At 71.1% G+C, this 23,620-nt stretch carries 21 protein-coding genes; 13 read left to right on the forward strand and 8 right to left on the reverse strand.

Annotated features, from left to right (window positions below; all coding sequences use genetic code 11):
* Positions 1-67 precede the first annotated feature (67 nt).
* The 3 genes from WFI16_RS24270 to WFI16_RS24280 all read right to left on the reverse strand — a co-directional run bounded on the left by WFI16_RS24270 (position 68) and on the right by WFI16_RS24280 (position 2,271).
* Entirely contained in the window at positions 68-1,348 is a 1,281-nt protein-coding gene (locus WFI16_RS24270; RefSeq protein ID WP_419900439.1) for an MFS transporter, read from the reverse strand.
* 204 nt (positions 1,349-1,552) lie between these two features.
* Positions 1,553-1,855 (reverse strand): DUF2312 domain-containing protein, encoded by a 303-nt coding sequence (locus WFI16_RS24275; protein WP_419900440.1) that lies wholly within the window; start codon positions 1,853-1,855, stop codon positions 1,553-1,555.
* A 107-nt stretch (positions 1,856-1,962) separates the two neighbouring features.
* Positions 1,963-2,271 (reverse strand): DUF1244 domain-containing protein, encoded by a 309-nt coding sequence (locus tag WFI16_RS24280; protein ID WP_419900441.1) that lies wholly within the window; start codon positions 2,269-2,271, stop codon positions 1,963-1,965.
* A gap of 205 nt (positions 2,272-2,476) precedes the next feature.
* Between WFI16_RS24280 and WFI16_RS24285 the strand changes: the two genes are divergently transcribed.
* Positions 2,477-3,487: an LLM class flavin-dependent oxidoreductase gene (locus WFI16_RS24285; protein ID WP_419900442.1), complete on the forward strand. Its 1,011-nt coding sequence runs from the start codon at positions 2,477-2,479 to the stop codon at positions 3,485-3,487.
* Between the two features lie 67 nt (positions 3,488-3,554).
* On the opposite strand, the gene WFI16_RS24290 is transcribed toward WFI16_RS24285, so the two are convergent.
* On the reverse strand, positions 3,555-4,739 hold the full coding sequence (locus WFI16_RS24290) for a pyridoxal-phosphate-dependent aminotransferase family protein (RefSeq protein ID WP_419900443.1): 1,185 nt from the start codon (positions 4,737-4,739) through the stop codon (positions 3,555-3,557).
* 155 nt (positions 4,740-4,894) lie between these two features.
* Here WFI16_RS24290 and WFI16_RS24295 point away from each other — a divergent pair, with 155 nt between their 5' ends.
* From WFI16_RS24295 to WFI16_RS24305, 3 genes are all read left to right on the forward strand, one after another.
* Positions 4,895-7,831, forward strand: a complete 2,937-nt coding sequence (locus WFI16_RS24295) for an FAD-binding and (Fe-S)-binding domain-containing protein (RefSeq protein WP_419900444.1) — start codon at positions 4,895-4,897, stop codon at positions 7,829-7,831.
* Positions 7,828-8,403: a DUF924 family protein gene (locus WFI16_RS24300; RefSeq protein ID WP_419900445.1), complete on the forward strand. Its 576-nt coding sequence runs from the start codon at positions 7,828-7,830 to the stop codon at positions 8,401-8,403. The genes WFI16_RS24295 and WFI16_RS24300 overlap by 4 nt, the downstream gene beginning before the upstream one ends.
* A 321-nt stretch (positions 8,404-8,724) precedes the next feature.
* A complete protein-coding gene (locus WFI16_RS24305) occupies positions 8,725-9,930 on the forward strand; it encodes an OmpA family protein (protein ID WP_419900446.1) in 1,206 nt (401 codons plus the stop codon).
* A gap of 168 nt (positions 9,931-10,098) precedes the next feature.
* Here WFI16_RS24305 and WFI16_RS24310 read toward each other — a convergent pair whose 3' ends face one another.
* On the reverse strand, positions 10,099-10,392 hold the full coding sequence (locus WFI16_RS24310) for a hypothetical protein (RefSeq protein ID WP_419900447.1): 294 nt from the start codon (positions 10,390-10,392) through the stop codon (positions 10,099-10,101).
* A 227-nt stretch (positions 10,393-10,619) separates the two neighbouring features.
* On the opposite strand from WFI16_RS24310, the gene WFI16_RS24315 reads away from it, so the two are divergent.
* The 7 genes from WFI16_RS24315 to WFI16_RS24345 all read left to right on the forward strand — a co-directional run bounded on the left by WFI16_RS24315 (position 10,620) and on the right by WFI16_RS24345 (position 18,165).
* A complete protein-coding gene (locus WFI16_RS24315; protein ID WP_419900448.1) occupies positions 10,620-11,396 on the forward strand; it encodes a DUF1194 domain-containing protein in 777 nt (258 codons plus the stop codon).
* Between the two features lie 204 nt (positions 11,397-11,600).
* A complete protein-coding gene (locus tag WFI16_RS24320) occupies positions 11,601-12,968 on the forward strand; it encodes an MFS transporter (protein ID WP_419900449.1) in 1,368 nt (455 codons plus the stop codon).
* A 33-nt stretch (positions 12,969-13,001) separates the two neighbouring features.
* Positions 13,002-13,286: a DUF3253 domain-containing protein gene (locus WFI16_RS24325; protein ID WP_419900450.1), complete on the forward strand. Its 285-nt coding sequence runs from the start codon at positions 13,002-13,004 to the stop codon at positions 13,284-13,286.
* Positions 13,287-13,334: 48 nt separating this feature from the next.
* A complete protein-coding gene (locus tag WFI16_RS24330) occupies positions 13,335-15,089 on the forward strand; it encodes an ABC transporter ATP-binding protein/permease (protein ID WP_419900451.1) in 1,755 nt (584 codons plus the stop codon).
* A gap of 81 nt (positions 15,090-15,170) precedes the next feature.
* The gene (locus tag WFI16_RS24335) at positions 15,171-16,016 is read left to right on the forward strand and encodes a VOC family protein (RefSeq protein WP_419900452.1); all 846 of its coding nucleotides are present in this window, start codon (positions 15,171-15,173) and stop codon (positions 16,014-16,016) included.
* Positions 16,017-16,138: 122 nt separating this feature from the next.
* Complete coding sequence (locus WFI16_RS24340; RefSeq protein ID WP_419900453.1) at positions 16,139-17,098, forward strand: 2-hydroxyacid dehydrogenase; 960 nt, start codon at positions 16,139-16,141, stop codon at positions 17,096-17,098.
* A gap of 77 nt (positions 17,099-17,175) precedes the next feature.
* The gene (locus WFI16_RS24345; protein WP_419900454.1) at positions 17,176-18,165 is read left to right on the forward strand and encodes a Bug family tripartite tricarboxylate transporter substrate binding protein; all 990 of its coding nucleotides are present in this window, start codon (positions 17,176-17,178) and stop codon (positions 18,163-18,165) included.
* A 212-nt stretch (positions 18,166-18,377) separates the two neighbouring features.
* Here WFI16_RS24345 and WFI16_RS24350 read toward each other — a convergent pair whose 3' ends face one another.
* On the reverse strand, positions 18,378-19,868 hold the full coding sequence (locus WFI16_RS24350) for an amidase (RefSeq protein ID WP_419900455.1): 1,491 nt from the start codon (positions 19,866-19,868) through the stop codon (positions 18,378-18,380).
* A gap of 70 nt (positions 19,869-19,938) precedes the next feature.
* A complete protein-coding gene (gene ggt / locus WFI16_RS24355; RefSeq protein ID WP_419900456.1) occupies positions 19,939-21,546 on the reverse strand; it encodes a gamma-glutamyltransferase in 1,608 nt (535 codons plus the stop codon).
* A gap of 135 nt (positions 21,547-21,681) precedes the next feature.
* Here ggt and WFI16_RS24360 point away from each other — a divergent pair, with 135 nt between their 5' ends.
* Positions 21,682-22,023: a tRNA-binding protein gene (locus tag WFI16_RS24360; protein ID WP_419900457.1), complete on the forward strand. Its 342-nt coding sequence runs from the start codon at positions 21,682-21,684 to the stop codon at positions 22,021-22,023.
* A 2-nt stretch (positions 22,024-22,025) separates the two neighbouring features.
* The gene (gene gpt, locus WFI16_RS24365) at positions 22,026-22,505 is read left to right on the forward strand and encodes a xanthine phosphoribosyltransferase (protein ID WP_419900458.1); all 480 of its coding nucleotides are present in this window, start codon (positions 22,026-22,028) and stop codon (positions 22,503-22,505) included.
* Positions 22,506-22,599: 94 nt separating this feature from the next.
* Here gpt and WFI16_RS24370 read toward each other — a convergent pair whose 3' ends face one another.
* A complete protein-coding gene (locus tag WFI16_RS24370; protein ID WP_419900459.1) occupies positions 22,600-23,601 on the reverse strand; it encodes a D-2-hydroxyacid dehydrogenase in 1,002 nt (333 codons plus the stop codon).
* Between the last annotated feature and the right edge of the window lie 19 nt (positions 23,602-23,620).

Below are 23,620 nucleotides of genomic sequence, written 5' to 3' on the forward strand. Positions count from 1 at the left end.
TCAGGCGACAAAAGGGGGAAGCGCCCCCCGGTGATCCGATCACACGTAAGGCAAGGGCACTGCCACTTCAAGAGGTGGCCGCGGCCTCCTTGCGCTCGATGGCCGCTTCCTCGGCCGCGGCGACCAGCTGGGTGCTGACCGGCTGCTGCGGCATGATGAGGAAATCCTCCTTCTCCGTCGGCGCGGCACGGCGGCGCATGCGCCACAGCCCCCAGGCGGCAATGCCGGCCTGGGCCGTCAGGATCAGCCAGCCCAGCCCCTGCACGCCCAGCTGCGACATCGCGGCACCGCCGATCAGCGGCCCGAGCGCCGCCCCGGCCCCCCAGAGCACCAGCATGCCGCCCGAGGCGGCGGCGAACTCGCCGGGCGGCACATGGTCGTTCACATGCGCCAGTACCAGGCTGTAGCCGGGGATCACCATGGCGCCGAACAGCGCGACCAGGGCGTAGAGCAGCCCGCGCGGCGGGTTCTCCGGCACCAGCAGCACCATGGCCAGCAGCGCCGCGGCGGCGCAGCCGGTCAGCGCCACCACCAGCCCGCGGCGGTCGACCCGGTCGGACAGCCAGCCCATCGGCCAGGTGGCGAGGAAGCCGCCGAGCGAGCCGCAGGCCATGAACAGCGCGACGCCGGCGGGCTCCAGCCCGACCCGCTGCGCGAAGAGCGGCCCGAGCGAATAGTAGGAGGAGGTGCTGACGCCGACCAGGAAGCCGGCGACCACGCCGAAGGGCGAGATCCGGTAGAGGTTGCGCAGATTGGGCCGCACCGCCTTGCCCTCGGCCTGCAGCGGCGCCTGGCCGCGCGACAGCACCACCGGCACCAGCGCGAAGGAGATGATCATCGAGACCAGGCAGAACAGCACGAAGCCATGCGGGTCGGCGGCGGTCAGCAGCATCTGCCCGCCGACGCCGGCGATCATGCCGACCATGCCATAGATGCTGAGCAGCTGGCCGCGCACGGCGGAGGAGGCGGCGCCGTTCAGCCAGCTTTCCACCACGATGAACAGGCCGGCGAAGCAGAAGCCGGTCAGCGCCCGGCCGAGCGGCCAGAACCAGGGCGAGACGAACATCAGGTGCAGCAGCGGCACCGCCGAGGCCAGCGCCGCCAGCGCCGCGAAGGCCCGCGTATGGCCGACGCCGCGGATCAGCGCGCCGATGCGCAGCGAGCCGACCATCAGCCCGACATAGAAGCCGCTGCCCACCAGGCCGATCTCGGTCGCGGTGAAATGCTCGAGCCCGCCGCGCACGGTCAGCAGCGATGACTGCAGGGTATTGCCCATCTGCAGCATGGCATGCCCGAACAGCAGGGCGATGACGGTGGCGAGGGCGGCGGTCAGCGGGGTTTTCTGCAAGAGCGGGCTCCGGGTCGTTGCACGGCCTGGACCCCTGCCCGCCGCGACGGAGCGGCGCCGTCGCGGTCTCGTGGCCTCGGGCAGGGGCCGCGGCGCCATTCAAGCGGCAGCCCTTGCCGGCCGCAACCCGGGGTCCCTGCCCCGGCTTTCCGTCCAGGGCCGGTCGTTCCGCGGGGGAAGGCAGGCCCTCCCCCGCGCCAGGCCTCACATGCCGAGGGCGCGGCGGTAGAGGTCGAGCAGGGTCTCCTGCTCCTCCACCTCGGCCGGCTCCTGCTTGCGCAGGCGGATGATCTGGCGGATCACCTTGACCTCGAAGCCGGCCGCCTTGGCCTCGCTGAAGATGTCCTTGATGTCGTCGGCCAGCGCCTTGCGCTCTTCCTCCAGCCGCTCCACCCGCTCGATGATGGAGCGCAGACGATCGGCCGCGATGCCGCCGACTTCGGGATCGGGATCGGCTTCCTGGCGCGCGCGGCTGGCCTTGGCCTCCTGCTCGTCGAAATCGCTCATCATCGTCTCCGGAAAAATGGCCGGCCGCGCGAACGGCCGGGGCGCGCGGGTATAGCGAGGCCACACCCCACGGGCAATCGAGAAGCCCCGGGCCGGCGCCCCGCCTCTCAGCCGTGCTTTGGCTGGGCGGCGAAGGCGGCCTGCTGCTCGGGCGTCGCCGCCTTCTGGTGCTTCGCCTGCCATTCCTTGTAGGGCATGCCGTAGACGATCTCCCGCGCCTTGGGGTCCGGCAGGGCGATGCCCTGGGCTTCGGCCGCTTCGCGGTACCAGCGGCTGAGGCAGTTGCGGCAGAAGCCGGCCAGGTTCATCAGGTCGATGTTCTGCACGTCGCTGCGCTCGCGCAGATGCTCGACCAGGCGGCGGAAGGCGGCGGCCTCCAACTCCGTGCGGGTGGCGGCGTCGATCTCGGTGGTCATGGGGAATGGCCCTCCTTCGCCCGCTATCTGGCCCGCCAGGCCTGCCCTGCCAAGCGGGGCCTGCCAAGGCAGGGCGATGGCCCGGATCGCGGGTATGTACCCCCACTGGCCTACCCCTCGGGCCGCGGACGCCCCATATCGAGCGCAACCCGCCCCGGCCGCCCGGCCAGGGGCCCTGCCTTCGCACCCGCTCCGGGAGCCATCCATGATCCGCTATTCCGTCCTCGACCTCGCCCCGATCGCCCAGGGGCAGGACGCCACCGCCGCCTTCGCCAACAGCCGCAGCCTGGCCCAGCATGCCGAGAAGCTCGGCTACCACCGCTTCTGGCTGGCCGAGCACCACAACATGCCCGGCATCGCCAGCGCCGCCACCGCCGTGGTCATCGGCCATGTCGCCGCCGGCACCAGCACCATCCGGGTGGGCTCGGGCGGCATCATGCTGCCCAACCACGCGCCGCTGATGGTGGCCGAGCAGTTCGGCACCCTCAACGCCCTGTTCCCCGGCCGCATCGACCTGGGCCTCGGCCGGGCGCCCGGCACCGACATGCGCACCGCCCGGGCGCTGCGCCGCAACCTCTCCGGCGAGGCGGACAGCTTCCCGCAGGACGTGGTCGAGCTGCAGCAGTGGTTCGCCCCCGTGCAGCCCGGCCAGCCGGTGCGCGCCGTGCCCGGCGGCGGCATGGAGATCCCGATCTGGCTGCTCGGCTCCAGCCTCTACAGTGCGCAGCTGGCCGCCGCCCTCGGCCTGCCCTTCGCCTTCGCCAGCCATTTCGCGCCCCAGGCCATGGGCCAGGCGCTGGAGATCTACCGCGAGGGCTTCCGCCCCTCGGCGATGCTGGACAAGCCCTACAGCATGGCCGCGATGAACGTCTTCGCCGCCGAGACGGACGCGGAAGGCCAGCGCCTGTTCACCTCGCTGCAGCAGCAGTTCCTGAACCTGCGGCGCGGCACGCCGGGCCTGTTGCCGCCCCCGGCCGAGGACGTCGCCGCCCTGCAGCGCGAGGCCGAATGGGCCGGTGTCGGCCGCAGCCTGTCCTGCTCGGCGGTCGGCAGCCCCGCCACGGTGCGCGCCGGGATCGAGGCCTTCCTGGCCGAGACCCAGGTCGACGAGCTGATGCTCACCGGCCAGATCTTCGACCACGAGGCGCGGCTGCGCTCCTTCTCGATCGCGGCGGAGATCTGCCGGGATCTGGCGGCGGTGAAGGAAGCCGCCTGAGCGCCTGCCACGACGGCGTTGACCGGGAGGGGGGCGGCGGTGGCCGCTCCCTGCCCCGGCCGCCGGCTCAGCTGTTGCCGGCCAGATAGTCCATGGCGGCCTTCACGCCCTGGTCCTGGTGCGGCACGCCGGCGATGCGCAGCCCCATCTCGACGCCGGTCAGCGTCCCCATCAGCGCCAGGTCGTTGAAGTCGCCGAGATGGCCGATGCGGAACACCCGGTCGTTCAGCCGGCCCAGCCCGTTGCCCAGGCTCATGTTGAACTTCTGCAGGATGGCCGCGCGCAGCGCATTGGCCGAATGGCCTTCCGGCACGCGCACCGCGGTCAGCGCCGAGGAATAATGGCGCGGGTCCTCGCACTGCACCTCCAGCCCCCAGGCGCGGACGGCGCGGCGGGTGGCCTCGGCATGGCGGTCGTGGCGGGCGAAGACATTCTCCAGCCCCTCGGCCAGCAGCAGGTCCAGCGCGGTGTCCAGCGCATAGAGCATGTTGGTCGCCGGCGTGTAGGGGAAGTAGCCGGTGGCGTTGCTGGCCAGCATCGGCCGCCAGTCCCAGAAGCTGCGCGGCAGCCTGGCGCTCTCGGCGGCCTTCAGCGCCTTCGGGCTGATGGCATTGAAGGACAGGCCGGGCGGCAGCATCAGCCCCTTCTGGCTGCCCGCCACGGTGACGTCGACGCCCCACTCATCGTGGCGATAGTCGATCGAGCCCAGGGAAGAAATGGTGTCGACCAGCAGCAGCGCCGGGTGGCCGGCGGCATCCATGGCGCGGCGCACCTCGTCGACGCGGGAGGTGGCGCCGGTCGAGGTCTCGTTGTGCACCACGCAGACCGCCTTGATGGCGTGGTTGCGGTCGGCGCGCAGCCGGGCCTCGATGCCGGGGACATCGGCGCCGCCGCGCCAATCGGTCTGGATGAATTCGGGGCGGATGCCCAGGCGCTCGGCCATCTCGCGCCAGAGGAAGGCGAACTGCCCGGTCTCGCACATCAGCACCGTGTCCCCGGGCGACAGGGTATTGACCAGCGCCGCCTCCCAGGCCCCGGTGCCGGAGGCCGGGTAGATCACCACCGGCTGCTCGGTCTTGAAGACCTTCTTGACCTTTTCCAGCAGCTGGGCGCCGAACAGGCCGAAATCCGGCCCGCGATGGTCCATGGTCGGGTTGTCCAGCGCCCGCAGCACGCGGTCGGGGACATTGGTCGGACCCGGGATCTGCAGGAAATGCCGGCCCGCCACGGGCTTCGACTGATAATAGGCCATGGATGCCTCCCCTCGCGCTTCTGGTCTTCCCGTCTAGGGGCGAACCATGACAGGCGCCAATGAGTTCGCCTTGTCGGATTGATGAGTATTATAGATCGGACAGGCGCCAGCCCCCGCGCTAGCCTGCGCGGCAAGGAAGAGTGCGGGATCCGTCCATGAATGCCATCCACCAGTCCAAGCTGCAGCCGGGCGACACGGCGCTCGCCGCCCGGCTGAAGCGCGCGGTCGAGGGCGAGGTGCGCTTCGCCCCCGGCGATCGCGGCCGCTACGCCACCGATGCCAGTATCTACCAGGTGGAGCCGATCGGCGTGCTGGTGCCCAAGACCCAGGCCGACGTGGCGGCGGCGCTGGCGATCTGCCGCGAGGCCGGCGTGCCGGTGCTGCCGCGCGGTGGCGGCACCAGCCAGTGCGGCCAGACGGTGAACCGGGCGCTGGTGATCGATTGCAGCAAGCATCTGCGCCGGGTGCTGTCCGTCGAGGGCGACACCGCCTGGGTCGAGCCCGGGATTGCCCTGGGCGCGCTGAACGACGCGCTGAAGGGTGGAAAGAAGTTCTTCCCCGTCGATCCCTCGACCTGGGCGCGCTGCACCATCGGCGGCATGGCGGGCAACAATTCCTGCGGCAGCAAGTCGATCCGCTACGGGCTGATGGCCGACAACGTGCTGGCGATCGACGCGCTGCTGGCGGATGGCAGCCGCTTCACCTTTTCCGAGTTGCCCGACAATCTCGGCGAGGAAATCCCGGCCGGCACCGCGGCGCTGATCCAGGCGTTGCGCCAGCTCGGCGCGCGCGAGGCGGAAGAGATCGCGGCGCGCTTCCCGAAGCAGCTGCGCCGGGTCGGCGGCTACAATATCGATGCGCTGACGCCCTCCGCCCGGGCGGCCGGGCGCGGCAACCTGGCCCGCCTGCTGGTCGGCAGCGAGGGCACGCTGGCCTTCTCGGCCGCGCTGCAGCTGAAGCTGTCGCCGATCAAGCCGCGCAAGGTGCTGGGCATCTGCCAGTTCCCCAGCTTCCGCGCCGCCATGGCGGCCAGCGAGCACCTGGTGGCGCTGAACCCCGAGGCGGTCGAGCTGGTCGACCGGACGATGATCGATCTCGGCCGCTCGATCCCGATCTACCGCGCCACCATCGACGCCATCGTCATCGGCGAGCCGGATTCCCTGCTCATCGTCGAATTCCATGGCGACGACGACGCGGCGCTGCTGCGCGACCTCGACCGGCTGGACGAACAGATGGGCGACCTGGGCTATCCGGGCGCCGTGGTGCGGGTGACTGACGCTGGCTTCCAGGCCAGCGTCGCCGAGGTGCGCGAGGCAGGCCTCAACATCATGATGTCGATGAAGGGCGACGGGAAGCCGGTCTCCTTCATCGAGGACACCGCCGTCGATCTGGCCGACCTCGCCGACTATACCGAGCGGCTGAACGATGTCTTCGAGCGGCACGGCACCAAGGGCACCTGGTATGCCCATGCCAGCGTCGGCTGCCTGCATGTCCGCCCCGTCCTGAACATGAAGCAGGGCGAGGACGTCTCGAAGATGCGGGCGATAGCCGAGGAGTGCTTCGCCCTGGTCCGCGAATACAAGGGCAGCCATTCCGGCGAGCATGGCGACGGCATCGTCCGCTCCGAATTCAACGAGGTGATGTTCGGCAGCCGCATCGCCCGCGCCTTCGAGGCGGTGAAGGACGCCTTCGACCCGGCCGCGCTGCTCAATCCCGGCCGCGTCGTCCGCCCGCCGCGGATGGATGACCGCAGCCTGTTCCGCTACCCGCCCGGCTATGCGGCGGATGCCACCATCACCCCGGCGCTGGACTGGTCGGCCTGGCGCAGCACGCCGGACGACCCGCAGGGCGGGCTGCTGGGCGCGGTCGAGATGTGCAACAACAACGGCACCTGCCGGAAGTTCGACGCCAATGTCATGTGCCCCTCCTTCCGCGTCACGCGGGACGAGCAGCACCTGACCCGCGGCCGGGCCAATACGCTGCGCCTGGCCTTGACCGGGCAGCTCGGCCCCGATGCCCTGGCCGGGCCCGAGGTGGCCGAGGCGCTCTCCCTCTGCGTCTCCTGCAAGGGCTGCAAGCGGGAATGCCCAACCGGCGTCGACATGGCCAAGATGAAGATCGAGGCCACCCATGCCCGGGCGCAGCGGCATGGCATCCCCCTGAAGGACCGCCTGATCGCCGAGCTGCCGCGCTGGGCGCCCTGGGCCGCGAAGCTGCCGGTTCTGGCCAATCTGCGCGACCGGCTTCCCGGGCTGGCGGCGCTGTCGGAGCGCTTCCTCGGGCTGGCGGCGTCCCGCCCCCTGCCCCGCTTCGTGGCCGACCCCTTCCGCAATGAAGAGGCGCGCAGCGAGGGCGACCGCGGCGAGGTGCTGCTCTGGGCCGACACCTTCAACCGCCACTACGAGCCGGAAATCCTGCGCGACGCGGTGACGGTGCTGGGCCGCGCCGGCTACCGCGTCCGCCCGGCGGCGGCGCCGCGCGGCCGCGCGCTGTGCTGCGGCCGCAGCTACCTGGCCGCCGGCATGGTCGACCGGGCGCGCGCCGAGGCGCGGCGGACCCTGGCGGCGCTGGCGGTCAGCGACGCGCCGGTGATCGGGCTGGAACCCTCCTGCCTCACCACGCTGCGCGACGAGTTTCTGTCGGTTCTCCCCGGCAGCGAGAGCGAGAAGCTTGCGTCCCGTGCTTTTCTTCTCACCGAGTTCCTGGCCAAGGAGAATGTGGACCTGCCGCTGCAATCGCTCGGCCCGGCCCGCGCCCATATCCACGGGCATTGCCACCAGAAGGCCTTCGGCGCCTTCCTGCCCGCGGTGAAGACACTGCGGAAGATTCCGGGCATGGAGGTGGTGCCGATCGCCTCCTCCTGCTGCGGCATGGCCGGCAGCTTCGGCTACGAGGCGTCGAAACTGGAGACCAGCAAGGCCATGGCCGAACTTTCCCTGCTGCCGGCGGTGCGCGCCGCGGCGCCCGAGGATGTCATCCTCGCCGACGGCACCTCCTGCCGCCACCAGATCCGCGACCTGTCGGGGCGCGAGGCGCTGCATTCGGTGCAGCTGCTGGCCCGCGCCCTGAAGCCGGCCGCGAAGCCCGCATGAGCAGCGCGCAGGCGATCCTGGACTTCTGGTTCCAGGGCGACGTCACCACCCCCCGCCCCGCCTGGTTCCAGCGCGACGCGGCTTTCGACGCGGCGATCCAGGAGAAATTCGGCGCCCTGGTGGGGCCGGCGCGCGACGGCGCGCTGGACGGCTGGGCGGCGACGCCGGAGGGGGCGCTGGCGCTGCTGATCCTGCTCGACCAGTTCCCGCGCAACCTGTTCCGCGGCAGCGCCGAGGCCTTCGCCAGCGACCCGGCAGCACGGCGGCTGGCGCGGCAGGCGGTGCTGCGCGACCGCCACGACTTGGCGCTGCATCCCAACCAGCGGCCCTTCCTCTATCTGCCCTTCGAGCATTCCGAGGCGATGGCCGACCAGGACCTGGCGGTCGCGCTGTTCGAGGGGTTGCGCGATTTTCCGCCGCAGCGGGCGCCCGGTGGCGGCATCGACTATGCCTGGCGGCACTGGCGGGTGATCCGCCGCTTCGGCCGCTTTCCGCATCGCAACGCTGTGCTCGGCCGGGACGATACCGCGGCCGAGGCGGCCTATCTCGCGACGCCCGGCGCCGGCTTCTGAGGCGGGTTGCGCGAAGGTTCGCGGTGACGTCGATCACGTCACCGTGTGCTTTCAGCCGCGAGAAACCCGGCTGACCGCGCAACCGGCGACCGGGAGGCGGTCGCAGGCGGTCCTGCCCGCCTGGCACGCTAGGCCGTTCCCGAAGACAAAAGCGTTTAAAATCGGTGAACTGGCCACGACATTTGCTGCGTCATGACAAGGTCACCGGCCCGCTGTGGCAGATCGGCCACAGGCCCGCTTCGTTGCAAGGCCGCAGAGCAACCGCAGCATGAAACCCAGGTTTCCCCTGCGCCTGCCAACTAGGCACTAGGGAACACAGACATGACGCTTCGCCGCCTTCTCCTCGCCGCCACGGTCCTGACCACGACTGCCGGTCTGGCCCATGCCCAGTCCAGCTCGACCCCCTGGTACCTGCCGAACCCCTCCGCCCAGCCGATCAGCGGCGTCTATCTCGGTGCCGGCGCCGGCTGGAACCACGCTGACGCCCGCGGCCTGAACGCGCTGGGTGGCAACGGTTCCTACTTCGCCAACACCTCCGGCAACCGCCAGGGCAATCTGGGCTTCGAGGAAGGCTTCGGCGGCGTCCTCTCGGTCGGCTGGGGCTTCGGCAACGGCCTGCGCGCTGAGCTCGAGGGCAACTACCGCTACAACAGCGTCGATCGCCTGGGTGGCTTCCAGCGCCGCACCGGTGGCGCGCCGGGCGTCGCCTTCCGCGGCATCGACGGCGAGCAGCAGCAGTTCGGCGTGATGGCGAACGTCTTCTACGACTTCCAGCTGCCGCAGTGGTTCCCGACCATGCCGGTCGCCGTGGTTCCCTATATCGGTGGTGGCGTCGGCTACCAGTGGACCGACCTCGACGCCAAGGGCACCCGCCTGCAGCCGGGCGGCAACACCGTGCGCATCGACGACACCAACGGCCAGTTCGCCTATCAGGGCATCGCCGGCCTGGCCTTCCCGATCGCCTCCGTGCCGGGCCTCTCGCTGACCGCCGAGTACCGCTACACCGGCGCCCTGCAGGGCCACTACAAGGGCACCGTGACCAACCCGGCCGGCCAGCGCGTCTCCTCGGGCAAGTATGAAGTCGACCAGATCGGCAACCACTCGGCCATGCTCGGCCTGCGCTACGCCTTCAACACCCCGACCCCGCCGGCGCCGGTGCCGGTCGTCGCCCCGGCCCCGGCCGTCGCCCCGGCCCCGGCCCGCACCTACCTGGTGTTCTTCGACTTCGACCGCGCCGACCTGACCGACCGCGCCCGCCAGATCATCTCCGAGGCGGCGCAGGCTTCGGGCCGGGTGCAGACCACGCGCATCGAAGTGGCCGGCCATGCCGACCGCGCCGGTTCGCCGCAGTACAACCAGCGCCTGTCGCAGCGTCGCGCCGACGCCGTGGCCGCCGAGCTGGTCCGCCTGGGCGTCGCCCGCTCGGCCATCACGGTCCAGGCCTTCGGCGAGAGCCGTCCGCTGGTCGCCACCGCCGACGGCGTGCGCGAGCCGCAGAACCGCCGCGTCGAAATCGTCCTGCGCTAAGCCGGACGTCGCCCCGGGCCTGGCCCGGGGCGATCACGCGTCGACTGCCATGACCCCGGGGCGCCCCGTGCGCCCCGGGTTTCTTTTTGTCTGTGTCCCGGCGACCGGGCGCGGCCGGCACGGCCGGCCATGAAAAAGGGCGCCCGCAGGCGCCCTTCCGGCATGACGTCAGTTCATCCGCAGCGGCGGCTCGCCCGGCGGATCGCCCATTGGCGGAATGTCCGGGGCATCCGGGGTGGGCTGGTCCGGCCCCGGCGGATCGGTGATCGGCGGCTCCGGCAGGTCGGGGCCCGGGGCCGGCGGCGGGATCGGCGGCACCGGCGGCGGGGCGTCCGGCGGCGGGATCGGCAGCTGCAGACTCAGCGGCGGCAGGGTCGAGGCCTGGGCCGGCCAGAGCGGCGGCCCCACGGGCAGGCGGCGGCCGACGGTTCCGTCAACCAGCCGCAGAGCTTCGGCGGACATGCTTCCTCCAAGGGACTTCTCCCTGAGGGAACAGCCGGGCGGCCATCCGGGTTGCCGCTTCTTTGGTGACGGCATGTTGCACCGCTGCCACAGCGGCCACGGAAGCGGTTCTCGCGCCGCCGTGAGGCACCGCCCCGCTATGGCAGATTTGTTGCGGTGCACAATATACTGGAGGCCGGCTTTCAGGAGGAAACAACCGCAACCCAGCAGCTCCAGAGGTCCGCCCCATGCTTCGCCGCAACCTCCTCACCCTTTCCGCCGGTCTCCTCGCCGCCCCGGCGCTGCTGACCAGCCGGCCTGCCCGGGCCAGTGGCAGCCTCGCGGCCGCCGCCAACGAACCCGTCGATGTCGAGCTCGCTTTGGCGGTCGATGTCAGCCGCTCCGTCGATGCCGAGGAGCAGGAGCTGCAGTTCCGCGGCTATGCCGCCGCCTTCCGCGACCGCCGCCTGGTCGACGGCATCAGCCGCGGCGCCATCGGCGCCATCGCCGTCAGCTTCTTCACCTGGTCGGACTGGAACGTGCAGGAGCTGCTGGTGCCCTGGATGCGCATCGATGGCGCGGCCAGCGCCGAGGCCTTCGCCAGCGCGCTCGACGCCGCGCCGCGCCGCACCCACCTCTACACCTCGATCTCCGCCGCTATCGACTATGCCGCCACGCTGTTCGGCCAGGGCTATGAGGGCACCCGCCAGGTCGTCGACATCTCCGGCGACGGGGTCAACAATTCCGGCCGGCCGCTGGCCGAGGCGCGCGCCGCGGCGCTCGACAAGGGCATCGTGCTGAACGGGCTGGCGGTGCTCGACCGCACTCCCCCGCCCAGCCAGTTCGCCGCCCTCAACCCGCCGCTCGACGAATACTACCGCGACCAGGTGATCGGCGGGCCGGGCGCCTTCCTGATGGTCGCCGAAGGCTTCGACGCCTTCGAGAACGCGGTCCGCCGCAAGATCATCCGCGAGATCGCGCTGAACCCGCCGCCGGGGCCGCTGGTCGAGCGGGCCTTCGCTTAAAAGGCAGTAAGAATCCGGGGGAAGGAATTCCCCCGGGCCCCCTTCTCTTTCTGCCAACGGCCCTTTCCAGGCCAGCGCAAACGTCCGATCCGCAAGAGCGTGGCACGCGGCGGCTGCGCAGCCGCCCTGCCGGGCACGCTACTGGCGCAGGCTCCGCGCCGGGCGCATGGTCGGAGCTCGCACCACGGGAGGATCGGGCACGGCATGCAGACGGAAACCGATGGCCTGCCCCCGGAACGGCGCCGCTGGGCGATCCTGGCATTGGCCGTCGCCATCGCCATGGCGGTGATGGACAGCTCCATCGCCAATGTCGCCCTGCCCGCCATCGCCGCCGACCTGCGCGTCTCCGCCTCCGAAGCCATCCTGGTCGTCAACGCCTACCAGATCGCCATCGTCTGCTCGCTGCTGCCGCTGGCCTCGCTCGGCGAGCTGGTCGGCCATGAGCGCATCTACCGCACCGGCCTCGCCCTCTTCGTCGTCGCCTCCTGCTTCTGCGCCATGGCGGATTCGCTGACCTGGCTGACCCTGTCGCGCATCGTCCAGGGCTTCGGCGCCGCCGGGCTGATGTCGGTCAACACCGCCCTGCTGCGCTTCATCTATCCGCAGAGCCGCCTCGGCCAGGGCGTCGGCATCAACGCCCTCGTCGTCGCCCTCTCCTCGGTCACCGGGCCGAGCGTTGCCGCCGGCATCCTCAGCATCGCCCACTGGCCCTGGATCTTCGCGGTCAATATCCCGGTGGGCCTGCTGGCCTTCATCCTGGCTTGGCGCTTCCTGCCGGAGACGCCGCGCGCCCGCCGCCGCTTCGACGCCGCCTCCGCCCTGCTCAGCGCCGCCACCTTCGGCATGACCATGACCGCCTTCGAGCAGTTCACCCACGGCGCCCCCGCCTGGCGCGGCAGCCTGCTGCTGGCGGGCGGCGTCACCGCCGGCATCCTGCTGGTGCGCCGCCAGTCCGGCCGCGCCGCGCCGCTGCTGCCGGTCGACCTGCTGCGCATCCCGGTCTTCAGCCTGTCGGTGGCGACCTCGATCTGCTCCTTCGCCGCGCAGATGCTGGCCTTCGTCGCCCTGCCCTTCTTCCTGCAGCACAGCCTGGGCCGCACCCAGGTCGAGACCGGGCTGCTGATGACGCCCTGGCCGCTGGTGCTGATCGTCATGTCGCCGCTGGCCGGGCGCCTCTCCGACCGCATCCCGGCCGGACTGCTGGGCGGCATCGGGCTGATCGTCATGGCCACCGGCCTGGCGCTGCTCGCCACCCTGCCGGCGGCGCCCACCGCCCTCGACATCGGCTGGCGCACCGCGCTCTGCGGCATGGGCTTCGGCCTGTTCCAGAGCCCGAACAACCGGGCCCTGCTCTCCGCCGCCCCGCGCGAGCGCTCGGGCGGCGCCAGCGGCATGCTGTCCACCGCGCGGCTGTTGGGCCAGACCACCGGGGCGACGCTGGCGGCGCTGGTCCTGCGGCTGGCCGGCGAGAACGGCGCGGCGGTGGCGCTGACGGTTGCCGCTTGCATTGCCGGCGCCGCTGCCGTCATCAGCTTCACCCGCCTGGCCGGCCGCCGCCCCGGCGCCGCCTGATTTTCTTATCCGTCTTTCCGTAGAGTTCCTGCCATGGCCAGCAACAACCCCCCGACCCGCCCCTCGCCCGAGGCGCTCCGCGCCGAGATCCTGCGCCAGACCGCTGCGCGCGGCGACGCCGCCTCGATCTGCCCGAGCGAGGTGGCCCGCGCCCTCTTCCCCGAGGAGCACTGGCGCAGCCTGATGACGCCGATCCGCCAGGAGGCGATGAAGCTGCAGGCCGCCGGCCAGATCGAGATCCTGCGCAAGGGCAAGCCCGTCCCCGCCGAGGAGGTGCGCGGCGTCATCCGCCTGCGCGCCGCCCGCCCCGGCGAATAACCTCTCCCCCCTCAGCCCCCTCCCCAGACCCGGCCGCGGAGCCCGCGCATGCGCAACCTCTTCCCCTTCCTGCGGGATGCCTGGGCGCTGGCCCGCCCCTTCTGGCGCAGCGAGGAACGCTGGAAGGCGCGCGGCCTGCTGGCCGTGGTGGTCGCCCTCAACCTGGCCCTCGTCGGCATGGGCGTGGTGCTGACCTTCTGGCAGCGCGCCTTCTACAACGCCCTCGAGGTGAAGGATTTCTCGGCCTTCACCGGACTGATCCTCTGGGGCCACCATGGCGAGGAGGGCTTCATGCCCGGCTTCTCCATCGTCGCCGCCCTCTACATCCTGGTCGCCGTCTATGCCGCCTATCTGCGCCAGGCGCTCGACATCCGCTGGCGCCGCTGGGTCACCGAGCACATGCTGGCCGACTGGCTGCGCGACCGCGCCTATTACCGCATCGGCCTGACCGCCGGCCGCGGCGGGGCGGCGGATGCGGCCGACAACCCCGACCAGCGCATCGCCGAGGACAGCAAGCTCTTCGTCGGCAGCGCCCTGGTCCTCGGCATCAGCCTGATGAACGCGGTGGTGACGCTGTTCTCCTATGTCGCCCTGCTCTGGAGCCTGTCGGGGCCGATGCAGGTCTTCGGCCTCTCCATCCCCGGCTACATGGTCTGGGTCGCCCTGCTCTATGCGATGCTGGGCAGCTGGGTCTCGCATCTGATCGGCCGCCGGCTGATCCGGCTGAACTTCCTGCAGGAGCGGGTCGAGGCCGATTTCCGCTACGCCCTGGTCCGGGTCCGCGAGAACATGGAGGGCATCGCCCTGCATGGCGGCGAACCGCAGGAGAAGCAGGGCCTGCTCGGCCGCTTCGGCGCGGTGATCGGCAATTGGTGGGGCATCATGCGGGTCAGCAAGCAGCTCGCCTTCTTCTCCACCGGCTACAACCAGGTCGCCATCATCTTCCCCTTCATCGCCGCCGCCCCGGCCTATTTCTCGGGGGCCATGCCGCTCGGCGGGCTGATCCAGACCTCCTCCGCCTTCGGCGAGGTGCAGGGGGCGCTGTCCTGGTTCGTCACCTACTACCCCGACCTGACCAACTGGCGCGCCGCCGTCGACCGCCTCACCGGCTTCCAGAAGGCGCTCGCCGAGGCCCGCGCCAGCGCTGGCCAGGGCCCGGCCCGCAGACCCGCCGGCGGCCCGCTGCTGCGCGCCGAGGCGCTGGACATCGCCCTGCCCGATGGCCGCATCCTGACGCAGGATGCCGCCCTGGCGCTCGCCCCCGGCGAGGCGGTGCTGATCACCGGCCGCTCCGGCAGCGGCAAGTCGACGCTGTTCCGCGCGCTGGCCGGCATCTGGCCCTTCGGCCAGGGCCGCATCGCGGTGCCCGAGGGCACGTCGCTGTTCCTGCCGCAGCGGCCCTACCTGCCGCTGGGCACGCTGCGCCAGGCGGTCTGCTACCCGGCGACGCCGGCGGATTTCTCGGACGAGGCCATCGCCCGGGCGCTCGACCTCGCCGGGCTCGGCGGCCTGGCCGGGCAGCTCGATCGCGAGGACAGCTGGGACCGCCGCCTCTCCGGCGGCGAGCAGCAGCGCCTGGCGCTGGCCCGCGCCCTGCTGCTGCGGCCGCGCTGGCTGTTCCTCGACGAGGCCACCGCCAGCCTCGACCCGGAATCGGAAGAAAAACTCTACGCCACGCTGCGCCGCGAGCTGCCGGAGACCGCCATCCTCTCCATCGCCCATCGTCCCGCCGTTGCGCGCCACCACGACCGGGTGCTGCGGCTGGAGGGCGGCACGCTCATTCCACAGGCCGCGCCGGTTTAATGCGGAGCTTCCGCTGGGAGGCTTCGCAAAACCCGGCGCCGGGGCCATGATCGCGGCATCACCCTGGACAAGGATGCCACCATGACCCCCGTGCTGCAGCCCGCCATCGACCATGTGGTCATCCATGTCGGCGACGAGCTCGACGCGGCCGCGGCGCAGTACCAGCGCCTGGGCTTCCAGCTCACCGCGCGCGGCCATCACTCGCTGGGCTCGAGCAACAACCTGGCGATCTTCGGCACCGACTACCTGGAGCTGCTGGGCTACGAGCCGGCCCGCGCCAACCAGCGCGCCGAGCTCTGGCAGATGCCGATCGGGCTGGGCGGGCTGGTCTTCAAGCCGCCGGGCGATGCCGGCTTCCGCGACCGCGTCGTCGCCGCCGGCGTGCCCGCCGGTGAATCCCGCGCGTTCAACCGCCCCGTCGAGCTGCCCGATGGCAGCATGCCCGAGGCGCATTTCCGGGTGACCCACCTGGATGGCAGCGTCGCCTTCGGCGGCCGCGTCTTCTTCTGCCACCACGTCACGCCGGAACTGGTCTGGCGCCCGGAATGGCAGCAGCAGCCCAATGGCGTCACCGCCGTCGCCGAATTCGGCATCGTCAGCGCCGATCCTGACAAGGCCGTCGCCCCCTATCGCCGGCTGTTCGGCGAGGCGGCCGTGGTTGCCGTCCCCGGTGGCCAGGCGATCCAGACGCCGCAGGCCCGCGTGCTGGTGCTGCAGCCGGACGCCGCCCGCGCCCTCTGGGGCGAGGCCCTGCCGCCGCTGCCGACCGATGGCCGCGACATGATGGTCGCCCTGACCTTCCGGGCCGACCTGGCCGCGGCCCGCGCCGCCCTGGCCGGCGGCGGCGTCCCCTTCGTCGAGGCCGAGGGCCGTCTGCGCGTCGCCGCCACCGAGACCTTCGGCCTGGCCATCGCCTTCACCGAATGACCCAGGCCGGGCCGGGGAGCCTTCCCCGGCCCGCCGCGGGCCCGCCCAGCCTGTCGGGTTGCCTGACAAGCTGATGTCCTTTATCCCGGTCTGGCTTGTCTCTGGCCGAAAGGACTGGCCCCATGGCCCTGCCCCGTATCCTCGTTGCCCGCCGCATCACCGAGGCCGCCGCCGCCCGCGCCCGCCGCGACTTCGATGCGCTGATGGCCGAGCAGGACATGAATGCCGAGCAGGTCATCGAGGCGGCGACGCGGCACGGCGCCGAGGCCATCCTGCTCGGCACCACCTCGAAGCTCAATGCCGAGGCGATCGCCCGCCTGCCCGCCAGCGTCAGGCTGCTGGCCAACAGCTCGGTCGGCTACGACCACATGGACGCGGTCGCCGCCAAGGCGCGCGGCCTGATCGTCACCAACACGCCGGACGTGCTGACCGATTGCACCGCCGACCTCGCCTTCCTGCTGCTGCTGGCCGCCTGCCGCCGCGCGCATGAATACGAGGGCATCATGCGTGCCGGCTGGGGCAAGACGCTCGGCCTGCCCGACATGCTGGGGGTGCGTCCGAGCGGCAAGACGCTTGGCATCGTCGGCATGGGCCGCATCGGCCGCGCCATGGCGCAGCGCGCCCGCGGCTTCGGCATGCGCATCCTCTACCACAACCGCTCGCGGCTCAGCCCGGAGCTCGAGCAGGGCGCCGAATACTTCCCCAACCTGGCGGAGATGCTGCCGCACAGCCAGATCCTGTCGCTGCACCTGCCCGGCGGCGCCGCCACCGGCACGGTGATGACGGAAGCGGCCTTCGCGGCGCTGCCGCGCGGCGCCGTCTTCGTCAACACCGCGCGCGGCTCGGTGGTCGACGAGGACGCCCTGCTGCAGGCGCTGACCTCCGGCCATCTCTTCGCCGCCGGCCTCGACGTGTTCCACAACGAGCCGAATTTCGACCGCCGCTTCGCCGAGCTGCCCAATGTCTTCCTGACCCCGCATGTCGCCAGCGCCACCATCGAGACGCGCGACGCCATGGGCCTGAAGGCACTGGACAACATCGCCGCCGTGCTCGCCGGGCGCCCGCCGATCGACCCGGTGTAACCCCGATCGCCCGGCCGCGGGGGCAAAGGCGAAGACGCCACCCCGCGACGCCGGCTTCCCGTCCAAGGAGAACAGCCATGAACCGCCGCCATCTGCTGCGCGCCGGCGCCCTCGCGGCCCCCGCCCTGCTGCTGCCCCGCCTGGCCGGCGCGCAATCCGCCGCTGACTGGCCGAGCAAGCCGGTCACCATGATGGTGCCCTTCGCCCCGGGCGGCTCGTCGGACATCATCGGCCGCGCCGTCGCCCAGCGCATGACCGAGGCCCTGGGCAAGACCGTGGTCGTCGAGAACCGCCCCGGCGCCGCCGGCGAGATCGGCGCGCGCGCCCTGGCCCGCGCCACCCCCGATGGCAGCCTGCTGATGGCCGCGCCGATCAGCACCTTCGCCATCAACAAGGCGCTGCGCCCCAACCTGGGCTACGACCCGGAAAAGGACTTCACCAACCTGACCCTGTCGGTCACCACCCCCAACGTGCTGGTGGTCAACCCGAAGCAGGTCGCCGCCAACGACCTGGCCTCGCTGGTCGCCTGGCTGAAGCGCGGCGGCGCGCAGGATTCCTATTCGACCAGCGGCGTCGGCTCCTCCGACCATCTGACCATGGAGCTGTTCAAGCAGCTCACCGGCACCGGCATGGCCCATATCCCCTATGCCGGCGGCGCCCCTGCCACCACCGACCTGATCGCCGGCAATGTGCAGATGTCGTTCCAGAATCTGGGCTTCATCACGCCCTTCATCCGCGACAAGCAGGTCAAGCCGATCCTGGTAACCTCCGAGCAGCGCCATCCCCTGCTGCCCGACGTCCCCACCGCCTCCGAGGCGGGCCTGGCCGACTTCGTGGTCTATTCCTGGCAGGCCATGGCCGGCCCGCCGAAGATGGAGCCGGCCCTGGTCGAGCGCGTCCACAAGGCGCTGGTCGCCGGGCTGCGCCACCCCGCCACCATCGAGCAGATGGACCGCATCGGCTTCAGCGTCGTCGCCAATTCGCCGGACGACTTCCGTACCTTCCAGCGGCGGGAGATCGAGCGGTGGACGGAGGTGGTGAAGAAGGGAAATATCCAGGCTTCGTAAGCGAAGTGCTGGGCAGGCCAGGGGAATGAATTCCCCTGGACCCCTTCTTCTTTCTGTTCACCGGCCGTTTGCCGGCCAGCGCTCCAACGAAAGCGATACCCAGGCATCACGGCGGGGCGCATTCATATGAAAACAGCGCGCCCTGAAAGGTCGCGCTGTCGATTGGCCATTTCGCGTCCTGTCTCCACGTGGACACGGCAGTCCGAAAGAAATCAGTCGAAGCTCAAAAACCCAGGCATCTCGCTGATCGGCCGGGCGGCCTGCAGCTTCGCCAGGTCCGGCACCGGGCGGGCCAGCACCGCGTCACCGGCGACGGCGGCCTCGATGGCGGCGGCCACCGCGATGACCAGCGCATCGCCGCCACGGGGACCGACGATCTGCAGGCCGAAGGGCATGCCGGCACGGTCGACGCCGAGCGGCAGGCTGATCGCCGGATGGCCGGGCACCGTCACCGCATAGGCATTGGCCAGCCAGTGGAAGTAGTTCTTGGTCGGCTTGCCGTCGATCTCGGACGGGTAGAGCTCCGACCAGGGGCGCGGCGACAGGGTCATCGCCGGCGAGACGATGACGTCGTAGCCCTTCGCGAAGAAGGCCTGCCAGTTGCGGTAGATCTTGGTCTGCTGCACCGAGGCGCGGGCCACGTCGTTGGCCGTGTAGAGCAGGCCTTCCTCGACATTGGCGCGCACATTCGGCCCGACATCCTGCGGGCGCAGGCGGACCTTCTCCTCATGCGCGGCCAGGAAGTTCAGGGCGCGGAGGACGGCGAAGACCTCGTCGCAGCCGGTGCTGTCGGGATGCGCCTCCTCGACGCTGGCGAAGAGCGGCGACAGCGCCTGCATCCGCTCGGCGAAGACGCCGCGGATATGCTTCTCGGTCGGCGCGAAGCCGAAATCGGGCGTGCTGGCGACGCGGAGCGAGGACAGGTCGATCGCCTCGTGCAGCGCCATGCCGCGGCGGACATCCTGGTCCGGCAGCGTATAGGCCAGCGGGTCGAGGCCATGATCGGCCGCCATGACCGAGAGCATCAGCGCCAGGTCGCCGACGTCGCGCGCCATCGGCCCGAGCACCGGCAGGTTCGACCAGCCGAGCAGGCGGCGCTCGGCGGGCACCAGGCCGGGGCTGGGGCGGAAGCCGACGATGCCGTTGAAGGCGGCAGGGTTGCGCAAGGACCCGCCGGTGTCGGAGCCGCTGGCCAGCGGCACCATCCCCGTCGCCAGCACCACGCCCGAGCCGCCGGAGGAGCCGGCGGCGGACCGGGTCGGATCGAAGGGATTGCCGGTGGCACCATAGACGGCGTTGCGCGTGTTGGCACCGGCGCCGAATTCCGGGGTGTTGGTCTTGCCCAGCACGATACCGCCAGCCGCCTTCAGGTCAGCGACCATCTGGGAATCGCGGGCGGGGACATTGTCCTTGAAGATCGGGCTGCCGAAGGTGGTGCGCAGCCCCTCGGTGTCGTCGAGGTCCTTGATGCCGAGCGGCAGGCCGTGCAGCGCGCCGAGCTTCTCACCCTTCACCACCGCCTGCTCGGCCGCCTTCGCCGCCTTGCGGGCGCGCGTCTCGTCCAGCGCGACCATGGCATTGACCGCGTGGTTCACCGCGCTGATGCGGGCCAGGCAGCTGTCCAGCAGCTCGACGGGGGACAGCTTCTTCTCGCCGATCAGGCGGCGGGCGGTGACGGCGGAAAGGTCGCAGGCTTCGGTCACGCGGGAACTCCTCAGGACAGCACGGCAAGGATCGCGGGGGGCGTGGTCGCCCCCCGCAAGTCATCAGGCGTCAGTAGCCGAGGGCGCAGCCATCCTTGCGCGGGTCGGAGGCGCCGACCAGCACGCCGCGCGCATGGTCGATGAAGATCGCCTGGCCGCCGCCATGCGGCTTGTCCATCATCTCGATGGTGTGGCCGAGGCGGCTGAGCTGGTCGAGCGCCGAGGCCGGGATGCCGCGCTCCACCTGCAGCTTGCCGGCGTAGGGGAAGAGCCGCGGCAGGTCGAGCGACTCCTGCAGGTCCAGGCCGAACTCGAAATGGTTGGTCAGGAACAGGGTCTGGCCCATCGGCTGGAAATGCCCGCCCATGACGCCGAAGGGCATGATGGCGCGGCCGTTCTGCATCACCATGCCGGGGATGATGGTGTGCATCGGGCGCTTGTTCGGCGCGATGCAGTTGGGGTGGCCCTCCTGCAGGCGGAAGCCGAAGCCGCGATTGTGCAGCATGACGCCGCTCTTCTCGGCCAGGATGCCGGAGCCGAAGCTCTCGAACAGCGAGTTGATGAAGGAGCAGGCATTGCCCTCGGCGTCGACGACGCAGAGATAGACGGTGTCCTTGTGCTTCGGCAGCATCTCGGCCATGCCGGCCGGCGGCAGCTCCTTCATCGCGACATCGTCGCGGATCAGGGCGCGCAGCTTCTTCGTGTAGTCGTCCGAGGTCAGCTTGGCGACCGGCACTTCCACCTGGGACGGATCGGCCAGGAAGCCGTCGCGGTCGCGATAGGCGAGGCGCGCGGCCTCGACATGGCGGTGCAGGCGGGTGACGCCCAGCGGGCCGCCCTCCGGCGTCTCGCACTGGCCCAGCACGCCCAGCATCTGCAGCACCAGCAGGCCCGAGCCGTTCGGCGGGCACTGGTAGACGTCGAGCCCCTTCCACTTGGTCTGGATCGGCGTGACGAATTCGGCGATGTCGAGGCCGGCGGCGAAATCGGCCTCGGTGTGGGTGCCGCCGGCGGCCTGCAGGGCGGCGACCATGTCGGCGGCGATCTCGCCTTCATAGAAGGCGCGGGCGCCGCGCTCGCCGATGGCGCGCAGGGTCTTGGCCAGCGCCGGCTGGGCGAACTTGTCGCCGACCTGGAAGGGCTTGCCGTCCTTCAGGAAGTGCTTCGCGGCGGCGGCATTCTTGGCGAGCTTCGGCGCCGCGGTCTCCCAGTCGGCGGCGACGCGGCCATGCACCGGGTGACCGTCCTCGGCGATCTTGATGGCCGGTGCCAGGATCTGCGCCAGCGACAGCTTGCCATGCGCCTTGTTCAGCTTCTCCCAGGCGGAGATGGCGCCGGGCACGGTCACCGAATGCGCCGAGGTGGCGACCATGGCGGTCAGCCCGTCGGCCCGCAGCTTCTCCGGCGTCGCGCCGGCCGGGGCGCGGCCCGAGCCGTTCATCGCGATGACCTGGCCGGTGCCGGCCGGGGCGTAGAGACAGAAATTGTCGCCGCCGATGCCGGTCGACTGGGGCTCGATCACCGCCAGCACGGCGCAGGCGGCGATGGCGGCGTCGAGCGCGTTGCCGCCCTGGCGCAGGATGTCGATGGCGGCGAGCGTCGCCGCCGGCATCGAGGTGGCGGCCATGCCGTGGCTGGCGAGGACCGGGCTGCGGCCGGGGGCGTGGAAGTCGCGCATGGCATTACTTTCGGAACTGGACGTCACTGCGGTGGCGGGTGTCCCGCCACCAGGAGGGCGCGAGGCTGGCACGGCTCGGCGCCCGCAGCAATCCGCCCACTTCCGCCGCCCCGCCGGCTGCGCTATCGAACCGGCATGGAAGCGACCGCGACGATCGACGATTTCGACCGCCTCGACATCCGTGTCGGCACGGTGGTCGATGCCCGCCCCCTGGAGGGCGCGCGCAAGCCGGCCTACAAGCTGGAGATCGACCTGGGGCCGGAGCTCGGCATCCGGAAATCCTCGGCCCAGGTCACGGTCCACTACACCCCGGACAAGATGATCGGCCGCCAGGTGCTCTGCGTGGTCAACCTGCCGCCACGCCGCATCGCCGGCTTCGAGAGCCAGGTGCTAACCCTCGGCCTGCCCGACAGCAATGGCGCCGTGGTGCTGCTCAAGCCGGATTTCAGTGTCCCCAACGGTGGGAAGATGTTCTGACCATGCCGCCCCGCTACTACACCGTCAGCTGGGACCAGCTGCACCGCGACAGCAAGGCCCTGGCCTGGCGCCTGATCGAGCGCGGGCCGTGGACCGGCATCGTCGCCATCACCCGCGGCGGGCTGATCCCCGCCGCCATCGTGGCGCGCGAGCTCGACTGCCGGCTGATCGAGAGCGTCTCGATCATTACCTATGACGAGGAAAAGCGCGGCGAGCCGGTGGTGGCCAAGCCCCCGGTCGCGGCCGGCGACGGCGCCGGCTGGCTGGTGCTGGACGACCTGGTCGATACCGGCACGACGGCCAAGGTGGTCCGCGCCATGCTGCCCAAGGCGCATTTCGCGACGGTCTATGCCAAGCCGGCCGGCAAGCCGCTGGTCGACACCTTCATCACCGAGGTGTCGCAGGATACCTGGATCCTGTTCCCCTGGGACACCGAGGCGCAGTTCATCGCGCCGATCGCCAAGTCGATGGCCCAGAAGTAGGCGTCGTCGAAGACCCGGCCCCCAACGGCCGAAAGAACAGAGAAAAGAAGGGGTCGAGGGGAATTCCTTCCCCTCGCCTGCCCCTGCCCTCGCCTCAGTAGCCCTTCTCGGGCAGCACCCGGTTGGGCATCGCCTTCCCCGCCCGCGCCGCGCGGAGATTGGCGAAGAGGATATCCAGGCTGTTGTCGTTGTAGGTCTCGGGATCGTCCGACGACATGTGCGGCGTGATGAACAGCCCCGGGGTGCGCCACAGCCGGTGCTCGGCCGGCAGCGGCTCGGGCGTGGTCACGTCGGTCACCACGCCGCCGAGATGGCCGGCCTCCAGCGCATCGGCCATCGCCTCCTGGTCCCACAGCCCGCCGCGGCCCATGTTCACGACCCGCGCGCCGCGCGGCAGCAGGGCAAAGCGCCGGGCGTCCATCAGGCCGCGCGTCTGCGGCGTCAGCGGGCAGGCCAGCAGCAGGTAGTCCGCCTCGGGCAGCACGGAATCGATATCGCTCTGCGCCACCACCCTGTCGCACGACTCGTGCGGGGCGGCGGTATGGCGCACGCCGGTGACGGTCATGCCGAACTGTTTCGCGCGCGCCGCGACGGCGCCGCCGAGCGAGCCCAGCCCCACCACCACCAGCCGGCGGCCGGCCAGCACCGAGGCGAAGCGCGGCGCCCAGCGCGCCTCGCGCTGCCGCTCGGCGAAATAGGGGATGTGGTTGGCCAGCATCAGCAGCGCCATGATGCCGAACTCGCCGGCCTTGTTGGCATGCGCGCCGCGGTTGTTCAGCAGCGCCACGTCGTCCGGCAGCCAGGCGAAGGGCGCCAGCCGGTCGAGCCCGGCGGAGGTGCAGAAGATGGTCTGCAGCTTCGGCGCCGCAGCGCGGGAAGCCTTCAGCTGGCCCTGGCCGAAGCGCGCCAGCACCTCGCGCGTCCAGGTGACCAGCAGCGTGGCCTCCTGCATGGCGGCGGCATAGCCGGCCTCGTCATGGGCGAAGCTGACCTGGAGGTCGGCCATGTCCGGCGCGCGGGCGACGGCGGCCTGCCACTGGGCGGAGGTGATGGGGAAGACCGTTTCGCCGGCCGGATTCTGGACATGGATGCGCATGCGGCGGAGCCTCGCATGG

Source organism: Roseomonas sp. USHLN139 (assembly GCF_037145735.1).
Taxonomy (GTDB): Bacteria; Pseudomonadota; Alphaproteobacteria; order Acetobacterales; family Acetobacteraceae; genus Pseudoroseomonas.